This window comes from Brevibacterium sp. W7.2, assembly GCF_018137945.1.
Taxonomy (GTDB): Bacteria; Actinomycetota; Actinomycetes; order Actinomycetales; family Brevibacteriaceae; genus Brevibacterium; species Brevibacterium sanguinis.
In genome coordinates this window covers 2,113,715-2,138,651 of sequence record NZ_CP073089.1, presented here as the reverse complement: position 1 = coordinate 2,138,651, position 24,937 = coordinate 2,113,715, and the positions used below count along the sequence as shown (strand labels likewise).

The following is a 24,937-nucleotide window of genomic DNA, read 5'->3' as shown; positions in this document are numbered from 1 at the left end:
CCTCTGACATGTCAAGCAAAAAGGGAGTCAGCTCGACCCGCAACGGTCGCGACTCGAACCCGCAGTACCTCGGTGTCAAGCGCTTCGGCGGCCAGGTCGTCAAGGCCGGTGAGATCATCGTCCGCCAGCGCGGCACGAAGTTCCACCCCGGCGCGAACGTCGGCCGCGGCGGAGACGACACGCTCTTCGCTCTGACCGCCGGTGCCGTCGAGTTCGGCAAGCGCAACGGTCGCAAGATCGTCAACATCGTCGGCGTCTGACCGATACGATCTGATCTGCCCCGCTTCAGGGGTCCATGAAGGGTGAGTCTCTCGACTCACCCTTCATCTGATATAAGGACATCATGGCCACCGAGTTCATTGATCGCGTCACGGTACACCTCGCGGCCGGCGACGGCGGAAACGGCTGCTCGTCGATCCGGCGGGAGAAGTTCAAACCGCTCGGCGGCCCCGACGGGGCCAACGGCGGCCGCGGCGGTGACATCACCTTCGTCGTCGACCCGCAGACGACGACCCTGCTGCCCCTCCACCACCGCCCGCACCTCAAGGCCGACGGCGGCGGCATCGGCAAGGGCGACCTGCGCCACGGCGCCGACGGCAGGGACCTCATCGTGCCCGTGCCCGACGGCACGGTCGTCAAGACCCAGGACGGCGAGATCCTCGCCGACCTCGTCGGCGCCGGCACCGAGTTCGTCGCCGCGGCCGGCGGCCGCGGCGGGCTCGGCAACGCCGCTCTCGCCTCGACGAAGCGCAAGGCGCCCGGATTCGCCCTCCTCGGCGAACCCGGTGAGGCCTCCACGCTCGTCCTCGAGCTCAAGACGATCGCCGACGTCGCGCTCGTCGGCTACCCCTCGGCGGGCAAGTCGAGTCTCATCGCCGCGCTGTCGGCGGCGAAGCCGAAGATCGCCGACTACCCGTTCACGACGCTCGTGCCCAACCTCGGCGTCGTCGAAGCCGGGGATGTCCGCTACACCGTCGCCGACGTCCCCGGGCTCATCCCCGGGGCGTCCGAGGGCAAGGGCCTCGGCCTCGAGTTCCTCCGCCACGTCGAACGGACCGCCGCCCTCGTCCACGTCATCGACATGGCGACGTGGGAGCCCGGCCGCGACCCCGTCTCCGACCTCGAGGTCATCGAATCCGAACTCGCAGCGTACTCCGTCGACCTCGGCGAGGAGGGCGGCGACCTCCCGCTGTCGGAGCGTCCGAAGCTCGTCGCCCTCAACAAGGTCGACATCCCCGACGGCCGCGAACTCGCCGACATCGTCCGCCCCGACCTCGAAGCCGCCGGCTACCGGGTCTTCGAAGTCTCCGCCGTCAGCCATGCGGGGCTGCGCGAACTCTCCTTCGCGATGGCCGGTCTCGTCGCCGCCGAACGCGAACGGCGGGCCGAGCTCGAGGCCGTGCCGCAGCGCGTCGTCATCCGGCCCAAGGCCGTCGACGACAAGGGCTTCACGATCCGCACCGAACGCGACGCCGACGGTCCGGTCTTCCGGGTCCTCGGCGACAAGCCCGAACGCTGGGTCGTCCAGACCGATTTCGCCAACGACGAAGCCGTCGGCTACCTCGCCGACCGCCTCGAGCGCCTCGGCGTCGAAGAGGCCCTGTTCAAGGCCGGTGCGACCCCGGGCGATACCGTCGTCATCGGCGAAGGCGACGGTGTCGTCTTCGACTGGGACCCCACGAGCGTCGGCGGTGCCGAGCTGCTCGGCTCCCGCGGCACCGACCTGCGCCTCGAGGAGGAGGCCCGCGCAAGCCGCAAGGAGCGCAAGGCCGCCTACCACGAGCGGCAGGACGCGAAGGCCGCCACCCGGGCGGAGTTCGAGAAGGAGCGGCTCGCCGAGCGCGCCGCCCGCGAGAACTCCTCCGACGAGCGATGACGGCGACGACCGCGGCCGCCGACTCCGCGACCGTGCGGGCCGACATCGCCGGCGCCAAGCGCGTCGTCGTCAAGGTCGGCTCCTCGTCGCTGACGACCCTCGACGGCGGACTCGACGAGTCACGGCTCGTGGCGCTCACCGACGTCATCGCCGCCCACCGGGCCGGGGGACGGGAGATCATCCTCGTCTCCTCGGGAGCGATCGCCGCGGGACTCGAACCCGTGGGCCTGCGCCGCCGGCCGCGCGACCTCGCCACCCAGCAGGCCGCCGCCGGTGTCGGACAGGGACTCCTCATGGCCGCGTACGCGCGGGCGCTGGGCCGCTTCGACCTCGTTCCGTCCCAGGTCCTGCTCTCGGCCGACGACCTCATCCGGCGCACCCGGTACAAGAACGCGCAGCGGGCGATCGACCGGCTGCTGTCCCTGGGCACGCTGCCGATCGTCAACGAGAACGACGCCGTGGCCACCGAGGAGATCCGCTTCGGCGACAACGACCGGCTCGCCGCGCTCGTCGCCCACCTCTCCCACGCCGACGCCCTCGTCCTCCTCTCCGACGTCGACGCCCTCTACACGGGACCCCCGTCCCAGCCCGACGCCCGGCGCATCGACCATGTCGCCGGGCCCGACGGCCTCGGTGCCGTGGCGATCGGCGGGGTCGGCACGGCCGGCACGGGCACCGGGGGCATGGCGACGAAGGTCGACGCCGCCCTCATGGTCACCGACTCCGGCATCCCCGCCGTGCTCACCTCCGCCGACCGGGTCGGCGACGTGCTCACCGGGGGGAGTGCGGGCACATCCTTCGCCGTCACCCACCGCCGCCGCGGCACCCGACTGCTGTGGCTGCGCCACCTCGCCAAGACGTTCGGTTCGGTGACGATCGACGACGGCGCCGAGGCGGCCGTGCGGTCGCGCGGCACGAGCCTGCTCGCCGCCGGCGTCGTCGGCGTCGAGGGGGACTTCGAGGCCGGGGATCCGGTCGAGATCAGGAACACCGGCGGGCAGATCGTGGCGCGGGGGATGACGAACTTCTCCGCCGCCGAGCTGCCGACGATGTTCGGCCTGACCACCGAGGAACTTGGCACCCGGCTGGGAAGTGACTACCGTAAAGAAGTCATCCATCGCAATGATCTCGTCCTCACGCATGTGAGCGAGAGGAGTTAGTCCATGCCCGCTGCTGCCGACATCCATCCCAAGATCGTGCGCGGGGTGACGCGGATCGCCAGGAACGCGAAGGCGGCCGCCGCACGTCTGGCCACGACCTCGACCGCGGAGAAGAACGCCGCCCTCCAGGCGATCGCCGACGGGCTGCGGGCGAACTCCGCGCGCATCGTCAAAGCCAATGAGACCGACCTCGCCGCAGGCGCCGAGAACGGAATGAGCGAATCCCTCCTCGATCGGCTCCGCCTCGACGAGGAGCGGATCTCCGCGATCGCCTCGGCGGTCGAACAGGTCATCGACATCCCCGATCCGGTCGGCACCGTCGTCGTCGGCCGCACCCTGCCCAACGGTGTGCGCCTGACCCAGAACCGGGTGCCGATGGGCGTGATCGGCGCGATCTACGAGGCCCGCCCCAATGTCACCGTCGACATCGCGATCCTCGCGCTCAAGGCCGGCAACGCGACGATCCTGCGCGGGGGCTCGGCCGCGGAGAACACGAACGCCGAACTCGTCTCCGTCCTCCGCCGCGCCGTCGAATCCGTCCGCCTGCCCGCGGACACGATCAACACGATCGACCAGCACGGCCGCGACGGCGCCGTCGTGCTGATGAACTCCCGCGACTACGTCGACCTCCTCATCCCGCGCGGTGGGGCCGAGCTCATCAACACCGTCGTCCAGGAGTCGATCGTGCCCGTCATCGAGACGGGCATCGGCAACGTCCACATGTTCATCGACTCCTCGGCGACGGTGAAGAACGCCGTCGACCTCGTCCTCAACTCGAAGACGCAGCGGCCGAGCGTCTGCAACGCACTCGAGACCCTGCTCGTCCATGAGAAGGCCGCCAAGCGCGTGCTGCCGAAGATCCTCGAACGCCTCGACAAGGCCGGGGTCGTCGTCCACGCCGACGCCGATGTCGCAGCCCTGGCGCCCGAGTCGATGAAGATCCGCCGCGTCTCGCGCCGGGACTGGGCCAAGGAGTACCTCGACCTCGAACTCGCGATCAAGCTCGTCTCCGGCATCGACGAGGCGATCGAGCACATCCGCGCCTACACCTCGGGCCACACCGAGGTGATCGTGACGAAGGACATCGACAACGCCGAGACCTTCGTCACAGCCATCGACGCCGCCGCCGTCGGCGTCAACGTCTCGACCCGCTTCACCGACGGCGGCGAGTTCGGGTTCGGCGCCGAGGTCGGCATCTCGACGCAGAAGCTCCACGCCCGCGGACCGATGGGTGTCGAGCAGCTGACGACGACGAAGTGGGTCATGCTCGGAAACGGGCAGATCCGCGACTGACTTCGCCCATGTCGCTGCGCACGCAGACGACAGGGCGTGAGAAACTGAAGTGAACAGACTCATCAAGGGACAAGGAGCACTCTCGTGAACGCAACTCTGCTGGCCGCCGCAACCGAAGGCGCGGCACACACCGAGCTGCCGATGGAGCCGATCGGCTACGGCCTCATCACCCTCGCGATCTTCATCTCGATGGCCGTCGTCGCACGGTCGTGGAAGGGCATCTCGTACCGCCACTGATATGGCAGAACGTACACGTCGGGTCGGTGTCATGGGCGGCACCTTCGACCCCATCCACCACGGACACCTGGTCGCGGCCAGTGAGGTGCAGTCGACGTTCGACCTCGACGAGGTCGTCTTCGTCCCCACCGGCCGGCCGTACCAGAAGGACGACAAGACCGTCACCGACGCCGAGCACCGGTACCTCATGACGGTCATCGCGACGGCGTCGAACCCGCGGTTCCGCGTCTCCCGCGTCGACATCGACCGCCCCGGGCCGACCTACACGATCGACACCCTGCGGGATCTGTCGAACAGCCTCGGCGAGAACACGGAGATGTTCTTCATCACCGGCGCGGACGCTTTGGCTCAGATTCTGACATGGAAGAATGTCGATGAGCTGTTCTCCTTGGCGCACTTCGTCGGGGTCAGCCGGCCGGGGCACGAACTCCGCAGCGAGGGCCTGCCCGTCGACCGGCTGAGTCTCGCGCAGATCCCGGCGCTGGCGATCTCGTCAACGGACTGCAGACAACGGGTGATGGATGGGGCCCCGGTCTGGTACCTCGTGCCGGACGGCGTGGTGCAGTACATCGCGAAACACGATCTGTACAGGAGTGGAAATGGCTGAAGAGCAGTTCACGTCTCGACGTGCCAGGCGCGAAGCCGAGCGAATGGCCGCGGAAGAGGAGTTCGAGGCCAGGTCGTCCGCTCCCCAGGGCTCCGAGGGCAGCCGTGCGGACTTCCTCACCCCGCCGAAGCGTCCGACCGAGAAGCCGACGACGACCGCCGAGGCGGACACCGCGTCAGGCGGCGACGCTCCGGCCGCCGCCGGTGGCGGTGCAGCCCCGGGCGCCGGTGAGGCGACTCCGTCGGCACGTCCGTCTAGCGCCCCTGCGTCCGCGCCGTCGGCACCTCCGGCCTCGCCGCCTCAGACTCCTCCGTCCGCGCAGGCACCTGCGGCTCCGCAGGCTGCTTCAGCTCCAGCGTCTCCGGCGAGACCGGCTCCCGAGTCGCCGACCCAGCCCGCCGCGGCGGAACCGGCCCCGGCCGGCGGCGGGAGCGCGGGATCGACCCCCGCTGACCTCCCGTCGTCGCGCATCGACCCGGCGCCGACTCCGAAGGTCTCCCACGAGCGCGGAGCGCTGGCCTCCGATCACCTGCCGCAGGAGCGGCCGCCGGTCAACGCCGAGGATCGGCTCGACCCCCGCCGCGCACCGCTGCCGCACTTCGAATCGCGCGCCGCACGCAAGCGCTACCTGCGCGAGCACGGCCTGTCGATGGACGGCGACCTCTCGACCGGCGCGATCCCGGTCATCGCCGACCCCGCCGAGGCCGACGCTGACTCCCAGTCCCGCGACGCGGCCTCGCCGGCCGGCGGCACGGGCCCGGGTGGATCCTCGGCCGGGCACGAATCGTTCGACGCCGCCGGCTTCGGCGGGTCCTCGGCCGAAGTGGCTGCCCGCGACTTCGAATCACCGGTGACCGCCGACTCCGCGCCGCGACCGGCCTCCGGTCCCGACGACGCGCTCTCCCGTCCTCTCCCGGAGACGACCTCAGCCTCCGCGCCGACGACGCCGAGCGGAGACGCGGCGGCGAAGGCGCCGACCGCGGACACCGGTGCGTCTGCCGCGAAGACGGACGCCGCCACGACCGACGCGAAGACCGATTCCGCGAAGGCGGATGCGGCGACGAAGACGACCCCCGCCGCGGAGTCCGATGCGGCTGGGAAGCCCGCCGCCGGAACGGACTCGGACGGTCCGGAACCGGCCACCCGGTCCCGGCGGATGCCGATCGTCAATCCACCGAGCACCTCGGGCGTGCGGGTCGTCACCGCCGCCTCGGCGAAGGTCTCCGAACCCGGCGCGAAGGAGTCCCCGGCCCCGAAGGACCGCGCGGCCTCGAAGGGCGACACGCCATCGAAGGGCGGTGCCGGCTCGAAAGGCGAAGCCGGCTCGAAGGACGGCGCAGCGTCGACGAGCGGTGGGACGGCACCGGCCGCCGCGGTGTCGGACACCGCGTCGGGTACCGCACAGGACCGCGACTCCGGTACCGAGACGACCGCGCAGTCGGCCGACGACGCCGCCCGCGAACTCGCCGCGAACCCCGAGACCCGTCCGATGGACACCGTCCCCGAGGCGTGGTCCCTGCCGAACGCCGACTACGAGGACGAAGAGACCGAGAACCCGCCCGGCACCCGCATCAAGGCGAGTGCCGTGACCGGGTACGACGGGCAGATCCTTGTTGGCGAAGAGCCATCCAAAGTACCCTTTATCGTGCTGGGCGTGGCCGCGCTCTTCGCCGTCGCCCTCATCGTCATCGCACTCGTCATGCTGCTGTGACAACCTGAACCCTGGGAAAGGACCACGTGGACACCACTGAACTGCTTCGGATCGCCGCCAAAGGCGCCGATGACAAGCTCGGCACCGACATCGTCGCCCTCGACGTCAGCTCCACCCTCTACATCACCGACGCCTTCCTCATCGTGTCCGCGGAGAACGAACGCCAGGTCGGTGCGATCGTCGACGGCGTCGAGGAAGCGCTGCTCAAGCAGGCCGGTCGCAAACCCCTGCGCCGGGAGGGACGCGGCACCGGTGACTGGGTGCTCCTCGACTACGGTGACATCGTCGTCCACGTCTTCTCCACCGAACAGCGCGAGTACTACGCGCTCGAGCGCCTGTGGAAGGACGTTCCCGTCATCGACGTGACGATCGACGACGCTGCGATCGACGACACTGCGGCCGACGGCGCTGCAGCCGGCGAGACCGAATCCGACGACGCCGAGTCCGGCGGGCCTTCGACCGGCACCGACACCGAGACTCGATGACGAAGACCGTCATCGTCTGGCGGCACGGGCAGACGGACTTCAACCTGCAGCGGCGCTTCCAGGGACAGTCCGACATTCCGCTCAACGCCGTCGGACTCGACCAGGCCGAGCGGGCCGCCGCCGTCCTCGCCGCCCGCAACCCCGACCTCATCGTCTCCTCCGACCTGCTGCGGGCAGCGGTCACCGCCGACGCCCTCGCCGACCGGCTGGGGACGAGCGTCGAACGCGATCCGCGTCTGCGGGAGATGGCCTTCGGCGAGTGGGAGGGCCTGACCCGCGAGGAGATCGCGGCAGTCTGGCCCGAGGAGCTGCACAAGTGGGTCTCCGGCGGCGACCCGAAGCCGCCCGGGGGAGAGACCCGCAGCGAGTCCTCGCTGCGGGTGGCCCGTGCCATCACCGACATCGTCACGACCTCGGATGCGGAGTCGATCGCCATCGTCGCACACGGCGCGGTGCTGCGCGGGGCCGCGGAGATCCTCCTCGACATGACCGGAACCGGCCGACTCGCGGTCCTCGCGAACTGCGGACACGGCGAATTCGGCTTCACCGGTGACACGTGGGTGCTGCGCAACTGGGGCGAAGCCCCCGACTGATCACCGTCGCTTCGCGTGGACATCCCGGATGAGGCCGACGAGAGCAGCGGCTGACTCCGACCACGCGAACCTCTGCGACTGCGCCTGCCCGGCCGCGGCGGCCCGGGCCCAGGCCGCGGGCTCGGTGAGCCTCCCGACCGCCTCGGCGATCGACGCGGGATCGTCCTGGTCGAAGTACTCCGCGGCGTCCCCGGCGATCTCATGGAAGATCGGGATGTCGGAGACCGCGACGGGCACGCCCTTGGCCATCGCCTCGATAACGGGCAGCCCGAAGCCCTCGGCGCGGGAGGCCGTGACGAGCGCCGTCGCCTCCTCGAGCAGCTGCGCATACTCCTCATCGCTGACCCCGCGGTGGAAGACGACCCGCGCGCGATCGGGGATGAGCGCCCGCAGCGCCGCCTCCCGCCGCCCCTCGATCCGGCTCGCGATGTGCAGCGTCCACCCGGGCAGGTGCTCCAGGGCGCGGATGAGGGATTCGACGTTCTTGTACGGCATGAACGAACCCATGTAGACCAGGGACTTCGCCCCCGACCGATCGACCGACCGAGGTGCGGCGGCGGCGACCTCGGCGGCGTTGGACACGACGGTCACCGGCTTCGTCGTCAGGTGCTCATCGGCGATGAGGGCCTTCGTCGTCTCACTCACCGCGGCGATCGCATCGGCCCGGTTGAGCAGCAGCCGCTGCGGGGTGTAACTGAGATGGTAGAGCCGCCACAGCAGCCGCACCGGGGCCGGCAGGTCGGCCGGTGGGAGCGGGTGGGAGTAGTAGATGAGGTCGTGGACGGTGAGGATGAGCCCGTAGCGGCGACCGGTCGACCCCATGACCTGCATCGTCGAGAACACGACATCAGCGCCGAGGTCGTTGAGCCGCTTCGCGATGCCCACCTCGGCGGGGGAGAGCGGGGAGCTGAGCTTGACCCACGGGCACTCGGGGAGGAGGGCGAGCTGGGCGTCGTCGCTGATGATCGCGGTGACCTCGATGTCCGTGCCCGCGGTCGCCTCGAGCAGGGCCTCGAGCAGGCACGAACCGTACCGGGAGATCCCGTCGTGATGGGTCGTTCGGGTGAAGCGCGCGTCGAAGAAGACCCTGATTCGATCGGGGGCCTGTGGACCGCGTGGGTTTTTGCTCATGGAACTCCGAGTCGATAGTCTGAACATTCGAAAGTGAGCGTTCGCCGCGACGAAGGGCCAGTGAGTGAAGGAACCAGCACCTGCGTCCGAAGCCCTGAGGCTCCGGTCATGATCCTAACGATTATCGCACTCGCCGCCCTCGTCGTCCTCACCCCGCTCCTGACCCGCCTCATGGGTCGAGCCACCGGATGGCCGCTGGCCGCCGCCTACCTCGCCGTCGCCGCCCTCTTCACTCCCACCGCCGCCGAGGTGATGGCCGGGTCGACGCCGGAGGAGACGGTCTCGTGGGTGCCGAGCCTCGGCGTCGACATCGCCCTGCGCGCCGACGGCATCGGCGTGATCTTCACGTACATCGCCCTCGTCATCGGTGCCGTCGTCTTCATCTATTCGACCGGGTACCTGCCGCGGGGACGCAACACGAGCTTCTACTGGCTCATGGTGATCTTCACGTTCTCGATGGTCGCCCTCGTGCTCAGCAACAACCTCATCGTCCTCTTCATCTGCTGGGAACTGACGTCGCTGGCGTCGTTCTTCCTCATCGCCCGCTCCGGGTCGCCCGGGCAGGCACCGTCCCTGCGCACCCTGTTCATCACCTTCATCGGCGGCCTCACGCTCCTCGTCGCCGTGGGTCTGACGATCGCGGTGACCGGCACGACGAACCTCAACGAGGCCCTGCTCTCCGGGGCGTGGGCCGCGCAGCCGGCGGCCGCCACGCTCGTCGCCGTCCTCGTCGCGATCGCCGGCATGACGAAGTCCGCGCAGTTCCCGTTCCACTCGTGGCTGCCCGACGCCATGGCCGCGGCCACCCCCGTCTCCGCGTACCTCCACGCCGCGGCCGTCGTCAAAGCCGGCGTCTTCCTCATGCTCCGGTTCTCCCCGGCCTTCCACGCCACCCCGGCCTGGAACGTCCTCCTCATCGCCTCAGGACTCATCACCGCGTGCATCGGCGGCTGGTTCGCGCTCAACCAGCACGACGTCAAGAAGCTCATGGCGTACTCGACGGTGTCCCAGCTCGGCCTCATCACCGCCGTCATCGGCGTCGGCACCGAAGCCGCGATCGCCGCGGCGGCCCTGCACATCATCGCCCACGCGCTCTTCAAGTCCGGTCTGTTCATGATGGTCGGCGTCGTCGACCACCTCGCCGGGACCCGCGAACTCACCCGCATCCCGCGCCTCATGGGTCCGGCCCCGACGGCCTTCGTCGTGATGATCCTCGGGTGCGCCTCGATGGCCGGGATCCCGCCGCTGCTCGGCTTCGTGTCGAAGGAGTCGCTGTTCACCGCCCTCGTCGAATCCGGCGGCGCCGGGTGGATGCTCTTCGTCATCGCCGTGGCCGCCTCGGTGCTCACCTTCGCCTACTGCGCGAAGACGGTGTGGGGGGCGTTCATCGACGGCAAACCGGTGACGAAGTCCGAACTCGAGCACTCCTCGCCGATCATGCTCGCCGCCGCGGCCCTGCCGATCGTCGCCTCCCTGCCGCTCAGCCTCGTCCTCTACCTCTTCGACACCCCGCTCACCGCGGTGGTCGCCGCGGCGCTCCCCGGGGAGATCGAACCCGTCCACGTGAAGTTCTGGCACGGGTTCACCCCCGAGCTCATCGCCTCGGGCCTCATCATCGCCATCGGCATCGTCGTCATCATCAACCGGTCCCGCGTCTTCGTCTTCTTCCACCGCGCCCGGCTCAGCTTCGACGGCGCCGACGTCATCGCCGGCATCGCCGACGGTCTCCAGCGCCTCGGCCGCGGCCTCGGCATAGTCGTGCGGCCGATGAACTCGACGCCCTACCTCGCGACGACGCTCGGCGGCCTCGCGCTCATCACGTTCCTCTCCGTGCCCGCGGTCTACCCGAGCCTGCCGCCGCTCCAGCCGAACCTGTGGCGGCCCGCCGACATCATCCTCCTCGTCCTCATCACCGTCGCCGTCCTCGTCGTGTGCACCTCGCATTCGCGTCTGACCACGGTCGTCGCGCTCTCGGCCATCGGCATCCTCGCCACCGTGCAGATCCTCGCCCTCGGCGCGCCCGACGTCACCCTCACACAGCTGCTCGTCGAGGCGATGACGATCATCGTCATCATGCTCGTCCTCCAGAAGCTGCCGCGCTCGTTCTGGCGGTACTCGAAGCGCCTGCAGTCGACCCGGGCGATCTTCGCGATCCTCGTCGGCATCGCCGTCACCGTGCTCACCCTCATGCTCAACGGGCGCCGCGAGCGCTCCGACCTCGGCCTCTACTACATCGAGCAGGCCCCGGAGATCAGCGGCGGCCACAACATCGTCAACACGATCCTCGTCGAATTCCGTGCTCTTGACACCCTCGGCGAGCTCACCGTGCTCGGCATGGCCGGCATCGCGATCGTCGCGGTGATGTCGACGGTCAAGGACCGCTACATCGACCCGCCGGCGGAGAACATCCCGGAACCGCCGAGGCGGGCGTGGGTGACGGTGCGCCCGAAGGGCACGAGCGCCTACCGCGGCGTCCACGAGGCGTGGCCCAACGTCATCCCGCTGCAGCTGACGATCAAGGTGCTCGGGCCGCTGCTCATCATCGCCTCGCTGATGATCTTCTGGCGCGGACACAACGAACCCGGCGGCGGCTTCATCGCGGCACTCGTCGGCTCCGCCGTCATCGGCCTGCTCTACATGTCGACGGCCAAGGACCGGGCCATCGGACCCCCGCGGGCACCGCTCTACCTCATCGGCCTCGGCATCGGCATCGCCGTGGTCACCGGCCTGCTCGGGCTGATCTTCGCCGGCTCGTTCCTCGAGCCGCTGCACACCTACATCCTCGGTCAGCGCTTCACGACCTCAATGCTCTTCGACGTCGGCGTCTACCTCGCCGTCCTCGGCCTCATCCTCCTCTCCTTCAACATCCTCGGCGTCTCCGACTCCGCGGCGACCCCGGCCGGTGACGACGTGCTCACCGACGGCATCATCCGCCGTGACGTCGAACTCACGCGGGAACGCGCCGATGAGCTCCTCTACGGTGAGCTGCGCGGTCCGCTCGAGTCGATCAGAGGCGAGCGGCCCGGTCGCGGAGAGAGAATCGTCGGCCGCGGCTCGGAGGAGAAGGCGAGGGCCTCGACGACGCACATCCTCGACGGTGATGCACCGCTCGACCGCGGTGAAGTCCCGACCACGAAGGAGGGGGATCCGCGATGATCCTTGCCCTGACGATCGGCGTGCTCACCGCCGGCGGCGTCTACCTCATGATGCAGCGGTCCATGGTCCGCGGCGTCTTCGGCCTCACCCTGGTCTCGCATGCCGCGAACTTCATCCTGCTCTCCGCCGGAGTCGGGGCCTGGCGCGTCGAGCCGCTGGCCGAACGCGGTGACCAGACGATGGCCGCCGACCCGCTGCCGCAGGCGTTCGTCCTCACCGCGATCGTCATCACGCTTGCGGTGACGATCTTCATGCTCGCCCTCGCCGTGCTCGGCCACGACGATGACCAGAAGCGCGCTCCGGAGACCGGGGAGGTCCGCGAATCGTGAACTCCTCCCTCCTGCTCCTCCTCGTCGCGATCCCGCTGCTCGCCTCGGCGCTCAGCGTGCTCATCACCTCGCGCACCTTCGACCGGATCCTGCTGTTCGCCGTGCCCTCGTTCGTCGGGGCCGCGGCGATCGGGCTGCTCATCCTCCACCGCACGGAACCCGTCGTCGCCCATTCCGTCGGCGGCTACATCCCGGGGCTGGCGATCCCGTTCGTCTCGGACACGTTCACCGCGCTCATGCTGCTCCTGACGTCGTTGACGTCCCTGGTCAGCTGCATCTTCCTCGTGAGCACCGGGGAGGACCAGTACCGGTTCGTGCCGGCGCTCATCCTCATGATGCTCACCGGCGTCTACGGGGCGATCCTCACCGGCGACCTCTTCAACTTCTTCGTCTTCATCGAGGTCATGGTGCTGCCGGCCTACGCGCTCATCGCGGTCACGGGAACGTGGCGCCGCCTCGGCGTGGGGCGGATGTTCGTCATGGTCAACCTGCTCACCTCGACCCTGCTGCTCATCGGCGTCGGATTCGTCTACGGTGCCCTCGGGACCGTCAACCTCGCCGTGCTCGCCTCCCTCGGCACCCCGACGGGGCAGGGGGCGCTCGCGCTCGGGATCGTCCTCTTCGCTCTGCTCGTCAAGGCCGGCGGCGCCCCGTTCCACGGCTGGCTGGCCCGCAGCTACCCGAACACCTCGGCGGGGATGATGTCGCTCTTCGCCGGTCTCCACTCGAAGGTCGCCCTCTACGCGATCTACCGCATCTGCACGACCGTCTACGGTGAGCCCCCGGCCTGGGCCAACGCCATCGTCGCGATCGCCGTCGTCAGCATCATCGTCGGCTCCCTCTCCGGCTTCGGGCAGAACCGGGTGCGCAACGTGCTCGCCTTCCAGATGACCTCCGGTGTCGGCCACATCCTCCTCGGCGTCGCCCTGCTCACCGCCCAGGCCCTGGCCGCCGGTGCCTTCTACATGGTCCACCACATGATCACGATGGCCGGTCTCCTCCTCGTCATGGGCGCGATCGAGCAGACATACGGCACCGGGTCGTTCAAGAAGCTCTCCGGTCTGGCCAGTCGCGAGAAGTGGGCGGCGGTGCTCATGGTCCTCGGACTCTTCTCGCTCATCGGCCTGCCCCCGACCTCGGGCATGTGGGGGAAGATCGGCCTGATCTCCGCGGCCACTGCCGTCGAGGACGCCGCCGGCTGGTGGCTCGTCTCCGCGATCGTCATCGGCTCGCTCATCTCCATGCTCGCCCTGCAGAACACGTGGCGCAACACATTCTGGGGTGCCCCGATGCAGTCGTACCGCCCCGATTCCGCGGAGACCGGACGCGCCGCCTCGGTGGCGATCACCGATGACGTGCGCATCCCCGGTCGACTGCTCGTGCCGGCGACGATCATGATCGCGCTGTCCGTGGCGATCTTCGTCTGGCCCGAACCCCTGCTCGAGATCACCGGGCGGGCCGCGGCGGGACTGCTCGACCACACCGAATACATCGAGGCGGTGATCGGACGATGATGCGCATCCTCCACGGCATCTCCTACGTCCTCTACATCCTCTGGGCGATCATCACAGGATCGGCGACGGTCGTCGGCCACCTCTTCCGCGTCGGGAGGCCCTACGCCCACCCGATGATCGTCGAGGTGCCGCTGCGCTGCCGCACCGACCTCGAGGTCACCCTCTTCGCCTCGTCGATCACGATCACCCCGGGCACGCTCGTCACCGCGATCGCCGCGGGCACCGCGACGACCCCGCCGGTCTTCTTCGTCCACTGCCTCTTCGAGGACTCCGAGGAGGACGCGCTGGCCGGTCTCTACGACATGGAATCGCGCCTGCTCGCGATGACGCGCGGCCGGGCGCCGCAGTCCTCGGCCTCGGATGTCGCCGAGGTGGAGGCCGCCTGGGTCGATCCCGGCCCCCACAACCCGTCCGCCGAAGAGGAGAGGAGACGGCGATGACCGTCATCGTCGCCATCTGTGCGATCATTCTCGCCGCCGCGATCGTCGTCGGCCTCATCCGCGTGCTCACCGCCCGCGACCTGGGGTCCCGCGCGGTCGTCAGCGATCTCATCTACTTCTGTGCGATCGGGATACTGACGATGATCGCGATCAGCGTGTCCTCCTCGATCGTCCTCGACGTCATCTTCCTCGCCTCGATGGTCGGCATCCTCGCGACGATCGCCCTGTCCCGGATCCTCACGAGGGGGCACCGCTGATGTCGGACACCGTCGCCACCGTTCTCGTCGGGATCTTCGGCATCACCGGCTCCCTGCTCATGCTCGCCTCGGCGCTGGCGATGTTCCGGGTCAAGGACGCGCTCTCCCGGATCAACGTGTTCTCCCCGGCCACCGGCCTGGGCATGCCGCTCATCGTCATCGCCGCCTACATCCACACGCTCCACACCGAGGGCTTCAGGGTGATGACGCTGTTCATCGCGCTCATCGCCGTCCTCTGTCTCATCATCGTCTCCTCGGTCGCAAGCAACACGCTGTCGCGGGCGAGTGTGCTGTCGGGGCAGCCGATCTACCGCAAGACCTCGCCGAACCGTCTGGCCCAGCCCCCGGAGGGCATCGAGGATCCAGCTCCGTGAGCCGGCGCGTGAGATTTCGCGGCACTCTGAGGATTAAGTAAGGCTTTCCTTATGCTAGGCTGAGCGAGCCGTGCCCCGCGGCGCTCCCCAGGACCAGAAAGCCGCCTATGTTCCAGACATTCCTCATCGGCCTGCGCGAAGGCCTCGAGGCCGCTCTCATCGTGAGCATCCTCATCGGCTACCTTGGCAAGATCGGCCGGACCCGTGAGGTCAGGGCGATGTGGTGGGGGATCGCCGCGGCGATCCTCGTGTCCCTCGGCTTCGGAGCGCTGCTCACCTTCGGCCCCTCGACGCTGACGTTCGAGGCCCAGGAGTTCATCGGTGGGACCCTCTCGATCATCGCCGTCGGCTTCGTCACGTGGATGATCTTCTGGATGGCGAGGACGGCGAAGAGCCTCGGCGGCGAGCTGCGGGCGGCGGCGGACAAGGCCCTCGACGGTCCCGTCATCGGCCTCGTCATCCTCGGCGCCTTCTCCGTCGGCCGGGAAGGGCTCGAGACCGCGCTCTTCCTCTGGGCCGCCACCCGCGCGAACGCCACCGGCACCACCTCGGCGCTCGGCCTCACGGCGGCCGCGATCGCCGGCATCGCCATCGCCGTCGTCCTCGCATGGCTCATCGCCAAGGGCCTGCTCAGACTCAACCTCTCGGCGTTCTTCCGCTATTCGGGGGCGTTCCTCATCCTCATCGCCGCCGGCGTCCTCGCCTACGGGTTCCACGACCTCCAGGAGGCCGGAGTCGTCCCCGGTCTCCACGCCCTGGCCTTCGACGTCTCCGACGCCGTTCCGCCGACGAGCTGGTACGGGGTCCTGCTCAAGGGCATCTTCAACTTCTCACCGGCGACGACGTGGGTCGAGTTCACCGTGTGGTGGCTCTACGTCATCGTCGTCGGCGCGCTCTTCATCCGCAGCCTCCGCGCCTCCCCGACACCGGCAGCGCGACCGGCCGCCCGCGGCGTCGCCGCCGCGTGAGCCCGCGCTGCCACCGGCGGCCCACCCTGACTCCACCTCTGCCGATTCCCCGGCGACCGCCTCGGCGGACCTCCCTCTGCCTCTGTGCAGGACAACGATCAAAGGACCGATATGACCACTCTCTGGCCCCGTCTCGCCATCGGCCTCGCCGTCGGCGGAGCGCTCGTGCTCACCGGCTGCGAACCCAATGATGCCGGTGACGGCACGATCGCGGTGACGAGCACCGACGACTCGTGCGACGTCGCCGCGCAGGAGGCCCCGGCGGGCACCCTGAAGTTCTCCGTGACGAACGACGGATCGAAGGTCACGGAGTTCTACCTCCTCGGCGAGGACGGACTGCGCATCATCGGCGAGGTCGAGAACATCGCGCCGGGACTTGAGCGCACGCTCACGGTCACCGCCCCGGAGGGCAAGTACTTCACGGCATGCAAACCGGGCATGGTCGGTGACGGGCTGCGCGGGGACTTCACGGTGACGAAGGGCACCGGGGGCCAGAGCGTGAGCGCCGAGGACTCGCAGCTCGCCGAGCAGGCGACGACGCAGTACGCGGCGTACGTGAAGGATCAGACGGAACAGCTGCTCACCGGCACCGAGGAGTTCGCGCAGGCGTACAAGGACGGCGACGACGATAAGGCGCGGACCCTCTACGCCCAGGTGCGCACGAACTGGGAGCGCATTGAACCCGTCGCCGAATCCTTCGGCGACCTCGACCCCAAGCTCGACCTGCGTGAGGCCGACCTCGAGGAGGGACAGGAGTGGACCGGCTGGCACCTCATCGAGAAGGACCTGTGGCCGCCGAAGGACGGGTACACGGCGCTGAGCGAGGGTGATCGGACGAAGTACGCCGACCTCCTCGTCTCCGACACGCAGGTCCTCTACGACCGGACCCGGGACATGAGCTTCACCCCCGACCAGCTCTCCAACGGGGCCAAGGAGCTCCTCGACGAGGTGGCCACCGGCAAGGTCACCGGTGAGGAGGAGACCTGGTCGCACACCGACCTGTGGGACTTCCAGGCCAACGTCGACGGCGCCAGGGTCGCGTACGAGAACCTCCAGCCGCTGCTGGCCACGCGCGACAAGGAGCTCGACGCGACGCTCAAGACGCGCTTTGCCGACCTCCAGACCCTCCTCGACGAGCACCGTAAGGGCGACGGGTTCGTCCTCTACACCGAGCTGAGCGAGGACGAGGTCAAGGCCCTGTCCGATTCCGTCAACGCGCTCTCCGAACCGCTCTCCCAGCTCACCGACAAAGTGGTGGGCTGATGGCGGACCGGCCGGGTGTGTCGCGCAGAGCGATGTTCGGCATCGGGGCGGGTGCCGTCGCGGCCGGTGCCGCGGCCGGGTACTTCGCGCATGATCCGCTCGCCGAGGCGGTCGGGGCCGATTCCGATGTCGTCGACTTCTACGGCGCGCACCAGGCCGGGATCGTCACCGAGGCCCAGGACCGCATGTGCTTCGCCGCGATCAACGTCCTCACCGACGACCGTGAGGAGCTCATCGACCTCCTCAAGACGTGGACGGCAGCTGCGGCCAATCTCAGTCAGGGGCTGCCGGTCGTCGAGGGCGGCGTCGCCGACGGCTCGCGGTACGCTCCGCCCGAGGACACGGGGGAGGCGCAGGGGCTGAGCGCCGGCCACCTCACGGTGACGATCGGCTTCGGCCGCAGCCTCTTCACCGATGCCGAGGGGAAGGATCGCTTCGGCATCGGGAAGAAGCTGCCGGCCGGGCTCATCGACCTGCCGCATTTTCCCGGTGATCAGCTCGACGAGGCGCGCGTCGGCGGGGATCTGTGCATCCAAGCGTGCGCCGACGATCCGCAGGTCGCCGTCCATGCGGTGCGCAACCTCATCCGGATGGGCTTCGGCATCGTCTCGACGAAGTGGATGCAGCTGGGCTTCGGGCGTACGGCGTCGACGTCTCCGGCCCAGGAGACCCCGCGCAACCTCTTCGGCTTCAAGGACGGCACGGCGAACATCCGCTCCGACGAGGACACCGCGCTCAACGAGAACGTGTGGGTCCGGGACGGCTCATGGCTCGACGGCGGCAGCTTCCTCGTCGCTCGGCGCATCCGCATGCACATCGAGACGTGGGATCGGGAGAGCCTCGACGGGCAGGAGCGGATCTTCGGCCGCACGAAGATGACCGGCGCGCCGCTGTCCGGCGGCGAGGAGTTCACGACCCCTGATTTCGCGATGGCAGGTGCCGGCAGTCAGCCGATCATCCCCGTGACCTCACACGTCCATCTCGCGCATCCGAAGCAGAACGGCGGCGTGCGGCTCCTGCGCCGCGGATACAACTACGCCGATGGCGCGGATGCGCGCGGCAACCTCGATGCGGGCCTGTTCTTCATCGCCTTCGTCGCCGATCCTGCCCGTGACTATGTGCCGATGCAGAACCGGCTCGCATCCCAGGACGCGCTGAGCGAATACCTGCTCCACACGGGGTCGGGGCTTTTCGCGATCCCGCCGGGCGTGAGCAGGGGCGGTTGGATCGGGCAGACGCTCTTCGGGTGAGTGCGCTCAGTCGCGGCCGGTCGTGCGCATCGTGATGTTGATCCTGCCGCCGCCGAGGTCGGTCAGACGCGCCGAGTCCGGGGCGGTGTCCGGGTGGATCTTCGTCACCCCGTGGTAGGCGAACCGGGCGGGACCGCCGAAGACGAAGGCGTCGCCTGAGGCGAGCCGGATGTCCTCGTACGGCCGGTTCCGCGTCTCGGTGTTGCCGAATCGGAAGGTGCACGTGTCGCCGAGGGAGAGGGAGACGACCGGGGCCGGATCGTGTTCGTCCTTGTCCTGGTGCATTCCCATCTTCGCCGCCTCGTCGTAGTAGTTGATGAGGGCGACGTCGGGGGAGTAGTGCGCGGGGTCGAACCCCCACGCGCCAGCCGCCCCGGTGGGGTGGTCGGGGTCGGCATCGACCGCCTCGGCGGCAGCGGTGAGGATCTGGCGCCCGAGCCGTGTCATCCAGTCGGGGAACGGCGGGACGCGCTCCCGGTTGACGTCGACGGCTTCACGGTCGTAGCGGCCCGGCCGCCAGTGCCACCCGAGTCCGATCGTCGTCACGCTCATCGGGTGTCCCATGATCGTCGTCGAGTGCGGCGGTACCGGGCCGGTGCGCCACCGGGCGTACTGGCGGGCGATCCACGCCTGACCGGCATCGTCGAGGAAGCCGGGCAGCCACACGGCTCCGGGCGCGATGACTCGGGGGCCGCGGTCGAAGGCGTCGTCGGCGAAGAGGGCGGGCATGGACGTCTCAGAGGTCGGTGAGCGGAACCGATTCGTCGGCGAGGCGGGAGGCGTCGACCTGCGTGCCGACGATCCGGCGGAGGTCGTCGTTGACGTCCCAGACGTTGACGTTCATCGCGGCGGTGACGGTGCCGTCCTTGGTCCAGAATGCGATGAATTCGCCGGAGTCCTTGTCCCCGCGGATGACGACGTCGTCGTCTCCCGAGCCGTGGCCGACGTACTCCATGCCGAGGTCGAACTGGTCGGTGTAGAAGTACGGTTCCCAGTCGTAGACCTTGCTGCCGCCGGTGAGTGTGGAGGCGGCGACATCGGCCTGGCGCACCGCGTTGTCCCAGTGTTCGACGCGGATCCGGGAGTCGAGTCGGGTGTTGAAGGCGTTGGCGATGTCGCCGATGGCGAGCACGCTCGGTACGCTCGAGCGCATCTTCTCGTCGACGGGAACGCCGTTGTCGATGTCGAGGCCGGCCGCCTCGGCGAGTTCGATCGTCGGGTCCGCGCCGATGCCGACGACGACGAGGTCAGCGGGCAGGTCGCCCTTCGTCGTCTGCACGGTGTCGACGGAGTCCTCGCCGGCGAAGCCCGTGGTGTCGGCGTCGGCGAGGAACTTCACGCCGTTCTTCGACTGCAGATCCTCGAAGTACTGTCCCAGCTCATCGCCGAGGACGTTCTTCAGCGGAGGAGCGTCGCGGAGGACGACGGTGACATCGGAGCCGTGCGTGCGGGCGGCGGCGGCAACCTCGAGGCCGATCCAGCCGCCGCCGATGATGACGACCTTCCTGCCCTCGCCGAACTGCGAGCGGATGGCCACGGCGTCACCGGCGGTGCGCAGGGTGTGCACGTTGGCGAGTTCCTGACCGGGAACCTCGAGAGTGCGCGGGGTCGAACCGGTCGAGAGGATCGCCTGAGCGTAGGTGAGCTCCTCGCCGGAGGCCAGGGTGACGGTGTTGGCGGAGGTGTCGAGCTTCGTCACGGTGTCGCCGAAGAACGTCGTGACGTCATGGGCCGGATACCACTCCGCGCCGCGCAGTGCGGAGTCCGCGGGGTCGGTGTCCTCGAGCATGACCTTCTTCGACAGATCAGGACGGTAGTACGGCGGAAGGGGATCGGTGCCCACCAGGGCGATGGTGCCGGCGAAGCCGTCATTGCGCAGGGCCTCAACCACCTGACCTCCGCCGATTCCCGCACCGATGACGACGATTCCGAATTCCTGGGCCATGCTCGCTCCTTGCTGTATCGGGGTCCTTGTCACAGACTCTACTGTCGGAATCCCGAGTCAACCACTCCCGGTTTTGTGCTTCCTGGGTGCTCGGGTCTAGAGTAGTGCGGTGTCAGGGGCTATAGCTCAGTTGGTAGAGCGCTTCGTTCGCAATGAAGAGGTCAGGGGTTCAATTCCCCTTAGCTCCACTCTGTCGGAGGCGCCGCGTGAACGCGGCGCCTTTCGCTTTCCCAGCCGGTGAAGTCAGACGTCATCGGGACCGCGATAGTCGGGTGCTGAGGCTGTCAAACCCACCTGTCATCGACGACATCGGCGAAACTGCCGATCTCGGCTCGCAGGCGTTCGACGATGGCGTCCCCTTCAGCCTGACTTCGCTGGTGACTCTCTTCGGACTTCCAGCCGTCGAACGGGTCGAAGTGACTGTTCCAGTAGGAATTCCAATCTTGTATGTCCTTGCTCAACGAGTCTGACAGGCCGAGGTCCTCGGGATAGAGGGCGTAGTTCGCCGATCCGTTCTCCCATAGGACGGTCCTCCCGTAGTCGGGGAAGAATCTGATCGTGCGCCTCGATCGTCCGCTGGACTGATCGGATTGAGAGCTGTCGTCTTCTGCCATAGGGCCTTGCCTCCTCAGCTCTGCGAAATCGGGGTGCGAATGGTCTCGTCGGTCAGGGCCGGTGTGACGATCCCCTGCCTTCGAGGCAAACACGGAGGCACACAGATCGTCAACCGTCGTGGTGCAATTCCCCTTGTCTCCACCTTGCCGGTGGCGCGGCGTGATCGTAGTGCTTTTCCCATTCCCACAGCGGCGAGGTGGCGGCAATTCCAGCGTGCACGCATCGGAACTGCAATAGGGTCGAGATGCCTTGAGCGCTGAGGCGGAAGAGACGCTGTTTCAGAGCTTCGGTTCCTCCGAGGGACCGATCTCTCTCGGCTTGCCGTCCCTACCGCGACCGACGAGCACGGCGACGCCGACTGCTGCCGTCCAGACGGTGAGCGTGTCGAAGGAGAGGCGTTCGGCGATGCCGAAGCTCAGACCCGGCACCGCGGCGCCGTCGAGGGCGAGAAGGAACGCTGCGAATCCGAGAATCGAGACGGCGACGGCCGCGATCGTCACCCACCTGAAGACACTGCGACCGGCGGCAACGGCGAGCAGAATCATCGCCGCCCACTGGAGGAGAGCCTGCGCCGCGGCGGCCCCGTCATGCAGGGCCGGGTGGCGATCCCACGGCGCGAAGCCCACCGCGACGACACACACCCCGACGGCAGCCATGAGAATCGTCGCCACGCGTCCAGTCCGGCGACTCCTGCAGCCGTGCAGCAGCACTGCACCAAGGGCTGTGAGCACACCGGAGACGACCATACCCGCATTGAACCCGACGTGCCACGGTGAGCAGACCTCGCGGACGACGCCGCCCTCGGTGAAGGGGCCGCAGACCGTGACACCGAGGTCGCTGATCGCATTCCCTGTCACCGAATACCCGTCCGGCCACTGCAGTGCCACGATGAGTTGGACGGGCAGCAGCAGTGCACTGGCCACCCAGAGAGCTGCCCCGATTCTCCAACGCTGCCTCATGTGCCTCGCCCTCCTCGTCGAACGCGATCGCCTCCGATCGCGCTGGGACGCGGCAACCGGAGACGCGGTCTGCGTTCATCGTAGGGCGATCAGAGGTGATGCGAGGCGACCGGCGGGAAAGTCATGACCCCGCGACGCGCATGCCCTCCCCATCGCCGGGGGCGAGAACGATGTCGAAGCGCGTCTCGGCCCACCCTCTGCCACCGACGTCGTGTCCGTCGGGTGTCGGGGTGCCGGGCGCATGATGCGAGAAGTCCATGATGAGCGACTCCTTGACCCCGAAGACGCTGTCACCGATCTCCAGCTGCTCATCACCGCGGACGAAGATGTGCGTGACAAGCGTCCGGAAGCCCGGTGCCGTGACCATGAAGTGCAGGTGGCTCGCACGCATCGGCGAGCGCCCGGTCGCGGCGAGCATCGCCCCGACGGGTCCGTCGTCGGGAATCGGGTACGGTGTGGGAAACAGCCCCCAGAACCGGTAGGTGCCGGATTCGTCGGAGAACAGATGCGCCCGGGCAGCCGTTCTCTCGTCGTCGTACTGGACGTCGTAGAAGCCGTCCTCGTCGGCCTCCCACACCTCGATGCGCGCCCCGGGGATCGGATTGCCCTCAGTGTCCGTGACCGACCCCTCAACGAGGCAGGGCTCGCCGAGCGCCCCGAACGCCGTGTCCTCCCCGCGGGCGATCTCCGGGGCGTCGTCGACGAAGAACGGACCGAAGACCGTCGCCTCGGTGGCATTCGCGTGCTCGGGATTGTTCATGCCCACGACCTGCATCGACGCCCCGAGCGTGTCCGAGAGGAGCACGAACTCCTGCCTCGTCCCGGTCGTGATGTGCCCGGCATCGGTGAGGAAGCGGATGCCGGCGTTCCACTCCGCCTCGGTGAGGCGCACCTCCCGGAGGAAGGCGTGCAGATGCCGGGTGAGGGCCTCCATGACCGATTTCAGGCGGGCGTCGTCGGTGCCCGCGAATGACGCGATGACCTCATCGACGAGTCCCTGTTCGCGCGCCGACTGCTCGGGGGAGATGTCGCTCATGCTGCCGCCCGCACGATCATGCCCGAGAGGATCGAATCGAGGCGCGTGGTGAGTTCGGCGGCATCACCGGCGACGAAGGCGACGTAGAAGTCCGGTCGCATGAGGAGGTGGCGGGCACCGTGCTCACCCATCCACGTCGCATACGTTCCGTCGAGATCGATGACCTCGGCACCGCTGTCGGGACCCCCGACCGTCAGGTGCCGGCCCCCGACCCGCTCGAGGTCGGCTGCCAGACCCGGATCGAGGTCTCCGGACGCCTCGGGAGTCGAGAGGAGGAACCAGCCGTGGCCGACGGCATCGTCGAACCGTCCGGTCCGCCCCCGGTGGGCGACACACCCCTGGATGCCCGTCTTGCCCGCGGTGCCGTCCTCGGCGACCCAGGTGCCGGGGCCGAGGATCGTCTCATGCGCCGGCAGCGGCCCGACCTTCGACTGTTCGGCATGGTCGGCGAGCATGCGCGCGTCCCGGGCGGCCGCCTCGGCGGGATCGGTGATGCAGATGATCTTGCCGAGGTCGACGGAGAACTCGATGTACCACTTCGCCTGATCGCGCCGCTCGTCGGACCAAGCGTCGAGGAGGTTCCCGTCGGCGAGCCCCTGGAGCACGAGATCGAGGCGCCATGCGAGATTGACGACGTCACGCAGCCCCGCACACATGCCCTCACCGGCGAACGGCGGCATGAGATGGGCGGCATCGCCGACGAGCATCGTCCGCCCGTGATGCCACTTCTCGAGGTATTTCGCCTCGAACCGGGGGAGGGCCAGACGCTCGAGCGAGGCGTTGTCGGGACGGATGTCCCACGGCTCGAGGAGCTTCCACGCCGCCTCCGGGGTGAGCATCTCCTGGAGATCGTCGTCGGGCAGCATCATGAACTCCCACCGGCGCCTGCCCGGCCCGCCCGGCACGACCGTGGTCGGCCGCACGGGATCGCAGACCTGGAAGTGGTGCGTCATGTACGAGGGCATGACCTCGGGCTTCGTGTCGACGATGAGCCAGTGGAAGAGGAAGCCGAGATCCGTCATCTCCGCCCCGACCGCTTCCCGGAGGAACGAATTCGCCCCGTCTGCCCCGATCGCATACCGCGCCCGGATCCGACCGGACTCTCCGCCCTCGGCGTAGTCGACGGTGCGCAGACCGGGCACCGTCTCCCGGAAGTCGAGGGTCACACCGTCCTCGTCCTGGGCGAAGGCGACGGTGTCGCGTCCGAAATGGAGGGTGACGTTGGGCAGGGTCTGGGCGATGACGCGCAGCCGGTCCTCGAGTTCGGGCTGGCTGAACCAGTACCGCTTGCGGAACCCGTTGTCCTCCTTGCCCAGCCAGTCGATCTCCATGAGGATCTCGCCGTCCCCGTTGAGCCAGTAGTAATGGTCGTCGTGGAAGTCGATCGCCGGGTCGTTGTCGGGGTCGATCCCGATCATCGCGAGCACGCGGGCGATCTCATGATCGAACGTCACCGCACGCGGGCGTCCGTACTGCGTGTGCCACCGGTCAAGGGCGTGAACGCGGTAGCCCTGGCGACCGAGCAGGATCGTGGCGAGGAGGCCGACGGGGCCGAGGCCGTTGATGACGACATCGGCGGTGTGTTCGACGGTGGGTGCGGATGCGGGGGTCATGTCTCACTCCTATGTGAACATCTGTTCATCGTTGAACTTATGTTCATTATGGGGAGGGGGTGAGGGGCCGTCAAGGGTTTGTCCGCGGATTCCGCCTGGGAGTTCTCCTCGCGCGCCGAGGCTGT

The 24,937-nt window shown here is 68.5% G+C and carries 25 protein-coding genes and 1 tRNA gene; 19 read left to right on the top strand and 7 right to left on the bottom strand.

The features are described from left to right. The first annotated feature begins 8 nt into the window (after window positions 1–8). The 9 genes from rpmA (at window position 9) to J9315_RS09595 (ending at window position 7,962) form a co-directional block, all read left to right on the top strand. Window positions 9–260, top strand: a complete 252-nt coding sequence (gene rpmA, locus J9315_RS09635) for a 50S ribosomal protein L27 (RefSeq protein ID WP_137825319.1) — start codon at window positions 9–11, stop codon at window positions 258–260. Between the two features lie 83 nt (window positions 261–343). Then, entirely contained in the window at window positions 344–1,876 is a 1,533-nt protein-coding gene (gene obgE, locus J9315_RS09630) for a GTPase ObgE (protein ID WP_211977724.1), read from the top strand. After that, window positions 1,873–3,036 carry a glutamate 5-kinase gene (gene proB / locus J9315_RS09625; RefSeq protein WP_211977722.1) on the top strand — a complete coding sequence of 388 codons (1,164 nt, stop codon included), beginning with the start codon at window positions 1,873–1,875 and terminating at the stop codon, window positions 3,034–3,036. Before obgE ends, proB begins: the two co-directional genes overlap by 4 nt. 3 nt (window positions 3,037–3,039) lie before the next feature. Further along, entirely contained in the window at window positions 3,040–4,329 is a 1,290-nt protein-coding gene (locus J9315_RS09620; RefSeq protein WP_211977720.1) for a glutamate-5-semialdehyde dehydrogenase, read from the top strand. An 84-nt stretch (window positions 4,330–4,413) separates the two neighbouring features. After that, on the top strand, window positions 4,414–4,566 hold the full coding sequence (locus J9315_RS09615; protein ID WP_171007026.1) for a hypothetical protein: 153 nt from the start codon (window positions 4,414–4,416) through the stop codon (window positions 4,564–4,566). A gap of 1 nt (window position 4,567) precedes the next feature. After that, window positions 4,568–5,173, top strand: a complete 606-nt coding sequence (nadD, locus tag J9315_RS09610; RefSeq protein WP_137825315.1) for a nicotinate-nucleotide adenylyltransferase — start codon at window positions 4,568–4,570, stop codon at window positions 5,171–5,173. Beyond that, window positions 5,166–6,884, top strand: a complete 1,719-nt coding sequence (locus J9315_RS09605; protein WP_211977718.1) for a hypothetical protein — start codon at window positions 5,166–5,168, stop codon at window positions 6,882–6,884. The genes nadD and J9315_RS09605 overlap by 8 nt, the downstream gene beginning before the upstream one ends. 26 nt (window positions 6,885–6,910) lie before the next feature. Beyond that, window positions 6,911–7,369 carry a ribosome silencing factor gene (gene rsfS, locus J9315_RS09600; RefSeq protein WP_211977716.1) on the top strand — a complete coding sequence of 153 codons (459 nt, stop codon included), beginning with the start codon at window positions 6,911–6,913 and terminating at the stop codon, window positions 7,367–7,369. After that, on the top strand, window positions 7,366–7,962 hold the full coding sequence (locus J9315_RS09595; protein WP_211977714.1) for a histidine phosphatase family protein: 597 nt from the start codon (window positions 7,366–7,368) through the stop codon (window positions 7,960–7,962). The genes rsfS and J9315_RS09595 overlap by 4 nt, the downstream gene beginning before the upstream one ends. On the opposite strand, the gene J9315_RS09590 is transcribed toward J9315_RS09595, so the two are convergent. Continuing rightward, window positions 7,963–9,093, bottom strand: coding sequence for a glycosyltransferase family 1 protein (locus tag J9315_RS09590; RefSeq protein ID WP_249120868.1), 1,131 nt, complete (start codon window positions 9,091–9,093; stop codon window positions 7,963–7,965). A 108-nt stretch (window positions 9,094–9,201) separates the two neighbouring features. Here J9315_RS09590 and J9315_RS09585 point away from each other — a divergent pair, with 108 nt between their 5' ends. From J9315_RS09585 to efeB, 9 genes are all read left to right on the top strand, one after another. Beyond that, window positions 9,202–12,249, top strand: a complete 3,048-nt coding sequence (locus J9315_RS09585) for a DUF4040 family protein (RefSeq protein WP_211977712.1) — start codon at window positions 9,202–9,204, stop codon at window positions 12,247–12,249. Continuing rightward, window positions 12,246–12,578, top strand: coding sequence for a cation:proton antiporter subunit C (locus J9315_RS09580; RefSeq protein WP_198498643.1), 333 nt, complete (start codon window positions 12,246–12,248; stop codon window positions 12,576–12,578). The genes J9315_RS09585 and J9315_RS09580 overlap by 4 nt, the downstream gene beginning before the upstream one ends. After that, the gene (locus J9315_RS09575; protein WP_211977710.1) at window positions 12,575–14,092 is read left to right on the top strand and encodes a proton-conducting transporter membrane subunit; all 1,518 of its coding nucleotides are present in this window, start codon (window positions 12,575–12,577) and stop codon (window positions 14,090–14,092) included. The genes J9315_RS09580 and J9315_RS09575 overlap by 4 nt, the downstream gene beginning before the upstream one ends. After that, entirely contained in the window at window positions 14,089–14,532 is a 444-nt protein-coding gene (locus J9315_RS09570) for a Na+/H+ antiporter subunit E (RefSeq protein ID WP_349251965.1), read from the top strand. Before J9315_RS09575 ends, J9315_RS09570 begins: the two co-directional genes overlap by 4 nt. Continuing rightward, window positions 14,529–14,789, top strand: coding sequence for a monovalent cation/H+ antiporter complex subunit F (locus J9315_RS09565; protein WP_198498645.1), 261 nt, complete (start codon window positions 14,529–14,531; stop codon window positions 14,787–14,789). Before J9315_RS09570 ends, J9315_RS09565 begins: the two co-directional genes overlap by 4 nt. Beyond that, a complete protein-coding gene (locus J9315_RS09560; RefSeq protein ID WP_211977708.1) occupies window positions 14,789–15,163 on the top strand; it encodes a monovalent cation/H(+) antiporter subunit G in 375 nt (124 codons plus the stop codon). The genes J9315_RS09565 and J9315_RS09560 overlap by 1 nt, the downstream gene beginning before the upstream one ends. A 107-nt stretch (window positions 15,164–15,270) precedes the next feature. Then, on the top strand, window positions 15,271–16,131 hold the full coding sequence (gene efeU / locus J9315_RS09555; protein ID WP_211977706.1) for an iron uptake transporter permease EfeU: 861 nt from the start codon (window positions 15,271–15,273) through the stop codon (window positions 16,129–16,131). Window positions 16,132–16,242: 111 nt separating this feature from the next. Then, window positions 16,243–17,394, top strand: coding sequence for an iron uptake system protein EfeO (gene efeO, locus J9315_RS09550; protein ID WP_211977704.1), 1,152 nt, complete (start codon window positions 16,243–16,245; stop codon window positions 17,392–17,394). Then, the gene (gene efeB / locus J9315_RS09545; RefSeq protein ID WP_211977702.1) at window positions 17,394–18,644 is read left to right on the top strand and encodes an iron uptake transporter deferrochelatase/peroxidase subunit; all 1,251 of its coding nucleotides are present in this window, start codon (window positions 17,394–17,396) and stop codon (window positions 18,642–18,644) included. Before efeO ends, efeB begins: the two co-directional genes overlap by 1 nt. Before the next feature lie 6 nt (window positions 18,645–18,650). Here the strand turns inward: efeB and J9315_RS09540 are convergent, their stop codons facing one another. Both J9315_RS09540 and J9315_RS09535 read right to left on the bottom strand, forming a co-directional pair. Beyond that, window positions 18,651–19,373 carry an alpha-ketoglutarate-dependent dioxygenase AlkB gene (locus J9315_RS09540; protein WP_211977700.1) on the bottom strand — a complete coding sequence of 241 codons (723 nt, stop codon included), beginning with the start codon at window positions 19,371–19,373 and terminating at the stop codon, window positions 18,651–18,653. A gap of 7 nt (window positions 19,374–19,380) precedes the next feature. Beyond that, window positions 19,381–20,589 carry an FAD-dependent oxidoreductase gene (locus J9315_RS09535; protein ID WP_211977699.1) on the bottom strand — a complete coding sequence of 403 codons (1,209 nt, stop codon included), beginning with the start codon at window positions 20,587–20,589 and terminating at the stop codon, window positions 19,381–19,383. Window positions 20,590–20,704: 115 nt separating this feature from the next. Between J9315_RS09535 and J9315_RS09530 the strand changes: the two genes are divergently transcribed. Then, window positions 20,705–20,777, top strand: a tRNA-Ala gene (locus J9315_RS09530). Window positions 20,778–20,873: 96 nt separating this feature from the next. Here J9315_RS09530 and J9315_RS09525 read toward each other — a convergent pair. From J9315_RS09525 to J9315_RS09510, 4 genes are all read right to left on the bottom strand, one after another. After that, window positions 20,874–21,203 (bottom strand): hypothetical protein, encoded by a 330-nt coding sequence (locus J9315_RS09525; protein WP_211977696.1) that lies wholly within the window; start codon window positions 21,201–21,203, stop codon window positions 20,874–20,876. A 279-nt stretch (window positions 21,204–21,482) separates the two neighbouring features. Continuing rightward, complete coding sequence (locus J9315_RS09520) at window positions 21,483–22,163, bottom strand: DUF998 domain-containing protein (protein WP_211977694.1); 681 nt, start codon at window positions 22,161–22,163, stop codon at window positions 21,483–21,485. Window positions 22,164–22,284: 121 nt separating this feature from the next. Beyond that, the gene (locus J9315_RS09515; protein WP_211977692.1) at window positions 22,285–23,199 is read right to left on the bottom strand and encodes a dioxygenase; all 915 of its coding nucleotides are present in this window, start codon (window positions 23,197–23,199) and stop codon (window positions 22,285–22,287) included. Then, window positions 23,196–24,812, bottom strand: a complete 1,617-nt coding sequence (locus J9315_RS09510) for a bifunctional 3-(3-hydroxy-phenyl)propionate/3-hydroxycinnamic acid hydroxylase (RefSeq protein WP_211977690.1) — start codon at window positions 24,810–24,812, stop codon at window positions 23,196–23,198. Before J9315_RS09510 ends, J9315_RS09515 begins: the two co-directional genes overlap by 4 nt. Window positions 24,813–24,937: the final 125 nt, after the last annotated feature.

Coding starts and splice junctions, on each gene's coding strand:
- rpmA (WP_137825319.1), top strand. CDS start 9: ATGTCAAGCAAAAAGGGAGTCAGCTCGACCCGCAACGGTCGCGACTCG.
- obgE (WP_211977724.1), top strand. CDS start 344: ATGGCCACCGAGTTCATTGATCGCGTCACGGTACACCTCGCGGCCGGC.
- proB (WP_211977722.1), top strand. CDS start 1,873: ATGACGGCGACGACCGCGGCCGCCGACTCCGCGACCGTGCGGGCCGAC.
- J9315_RS09620 (WP_211977720.1), top strand. CDS start 3,040: ATGCCCGCTGCTGCCGACATCCATCCCAAGATCGTGCGCGGGGTGACG.
- nadD (WP_137825315.1), top strand. CDS start 4,568: ATGGCAGAACGTACACGTCGGGTCGGTGTCATGGGCGGCACCTTCGAC.
- J9315_RS09605 (WP_211977718.1), top strand. CDS start 5,166: ATGGCTGAAGAGCAGTTCACGTCTCGACGTGCCAGGCGCGAAGCCGAG.
- J9315_RS09595 (WP_211977714.1), top strand. CDS start 7,366: ATGACGAAGACCGTCATCGTCTGGCGGCACGGGCAGACGGACTTCAAC.
- J9315_RS09590 (WP_249120868.1), bottom strand. CDS start 9,093: ATGAGCAAAAACCCACGCGGTCCACAGGCCCCCGATCGAATCAGGGTC.
- J9315_RS09585 (WP_211977712.1), top strand. CDS start 9,202: ATGATCCTAACGATTATCGCACTCGCCGCCCTCGTCGTCCTCACCCCG.
- J9315_RS09580 (WP_198498643.1), top strand. CDS start 12,246: ATGATCCTTGCCCTGACGATCGGCGTGCTCACCGCCGGCGGCGTCTAC.
- J9315_RS09570 (WP_349251965.1), top strand. CDS start 14,089: ATGATGCGCATCCTCCACGGCATCTCCTACGTCCTCTACATCCTCTGG.
- J9315_RS09565 (WP_198498645.1), top strand. CDS start 14,529: ATGACCGTCATCGTCGCCATCTGTGCGATCATTCTCGCCGCCGCGATC.
- J9315_RS09560 (WP_211977708.1), top strand. CDS start 14,789: ATGTCGGACACCGTCGCCACCGTTCTCGTCGGGATCTTCGGCATCACC.
- efeU (WP_211977706.1), top strand. CDS start 15,271: ATGTTCCAGACATTCCTCATCGGCCTGCGCGAAGGCCTCGAGGCCGCT.
- efeO (WP_211977704.1), top strand. CDS start 16,243: ATGACCACTCTCTGGCCCCGTCTCGCCATCGGCCTCGCCGTCGGCGGA.
- efeB (WP_211977702.1), top strand. CDS start 17,394: ATGGCGGACCGGCCGGGTGTGTCGCGCAGAGCGATGTTCGGCATCGGG.
- J9315_RS09540 (WP_211977700.1), bottom strand. CDS start 19,373: ATGCCCGCCCTCTTCGCCGACGACGCCTTCGACCGCGGCCCCCGAGTC.
- J9315_RS09535 (WP_211977699.1), bottom strand. CDS start 20,589: ATGGCCCAGGAATTCGGAATCGTCGTCATCGGTGCGGGAATCGGCGGA.
- J9315_RS09525 (WP_211977696.1), bottom strand. CDS start 21,203: ATGGCAGAAGACGACAGCTCTCAATCCGATCAGTCCAGCGGACGATCG.
- J9315_RS09520 (WP_211977694.1), bottom strand. CDS start 22,163: ATGAGGCAGCGTTGGAGAATCGGGGCAGCTCTCTGGGTGGCCAGTGCA.
- J9315_RS09515 (WP_211977692.1), bottom strand. CDS start 23,199: ATGAGCGACATCTCCCCCGAGCAGTCGGCGCGCGAACAGGGACTCGTC.
- J9315_RS09510 (WP_211977690.1), bottom strand. CDS start 24,812: ATGACCCCCGCATCCGCACCCACCGTCGAACACACCGCCGATGTCGTC.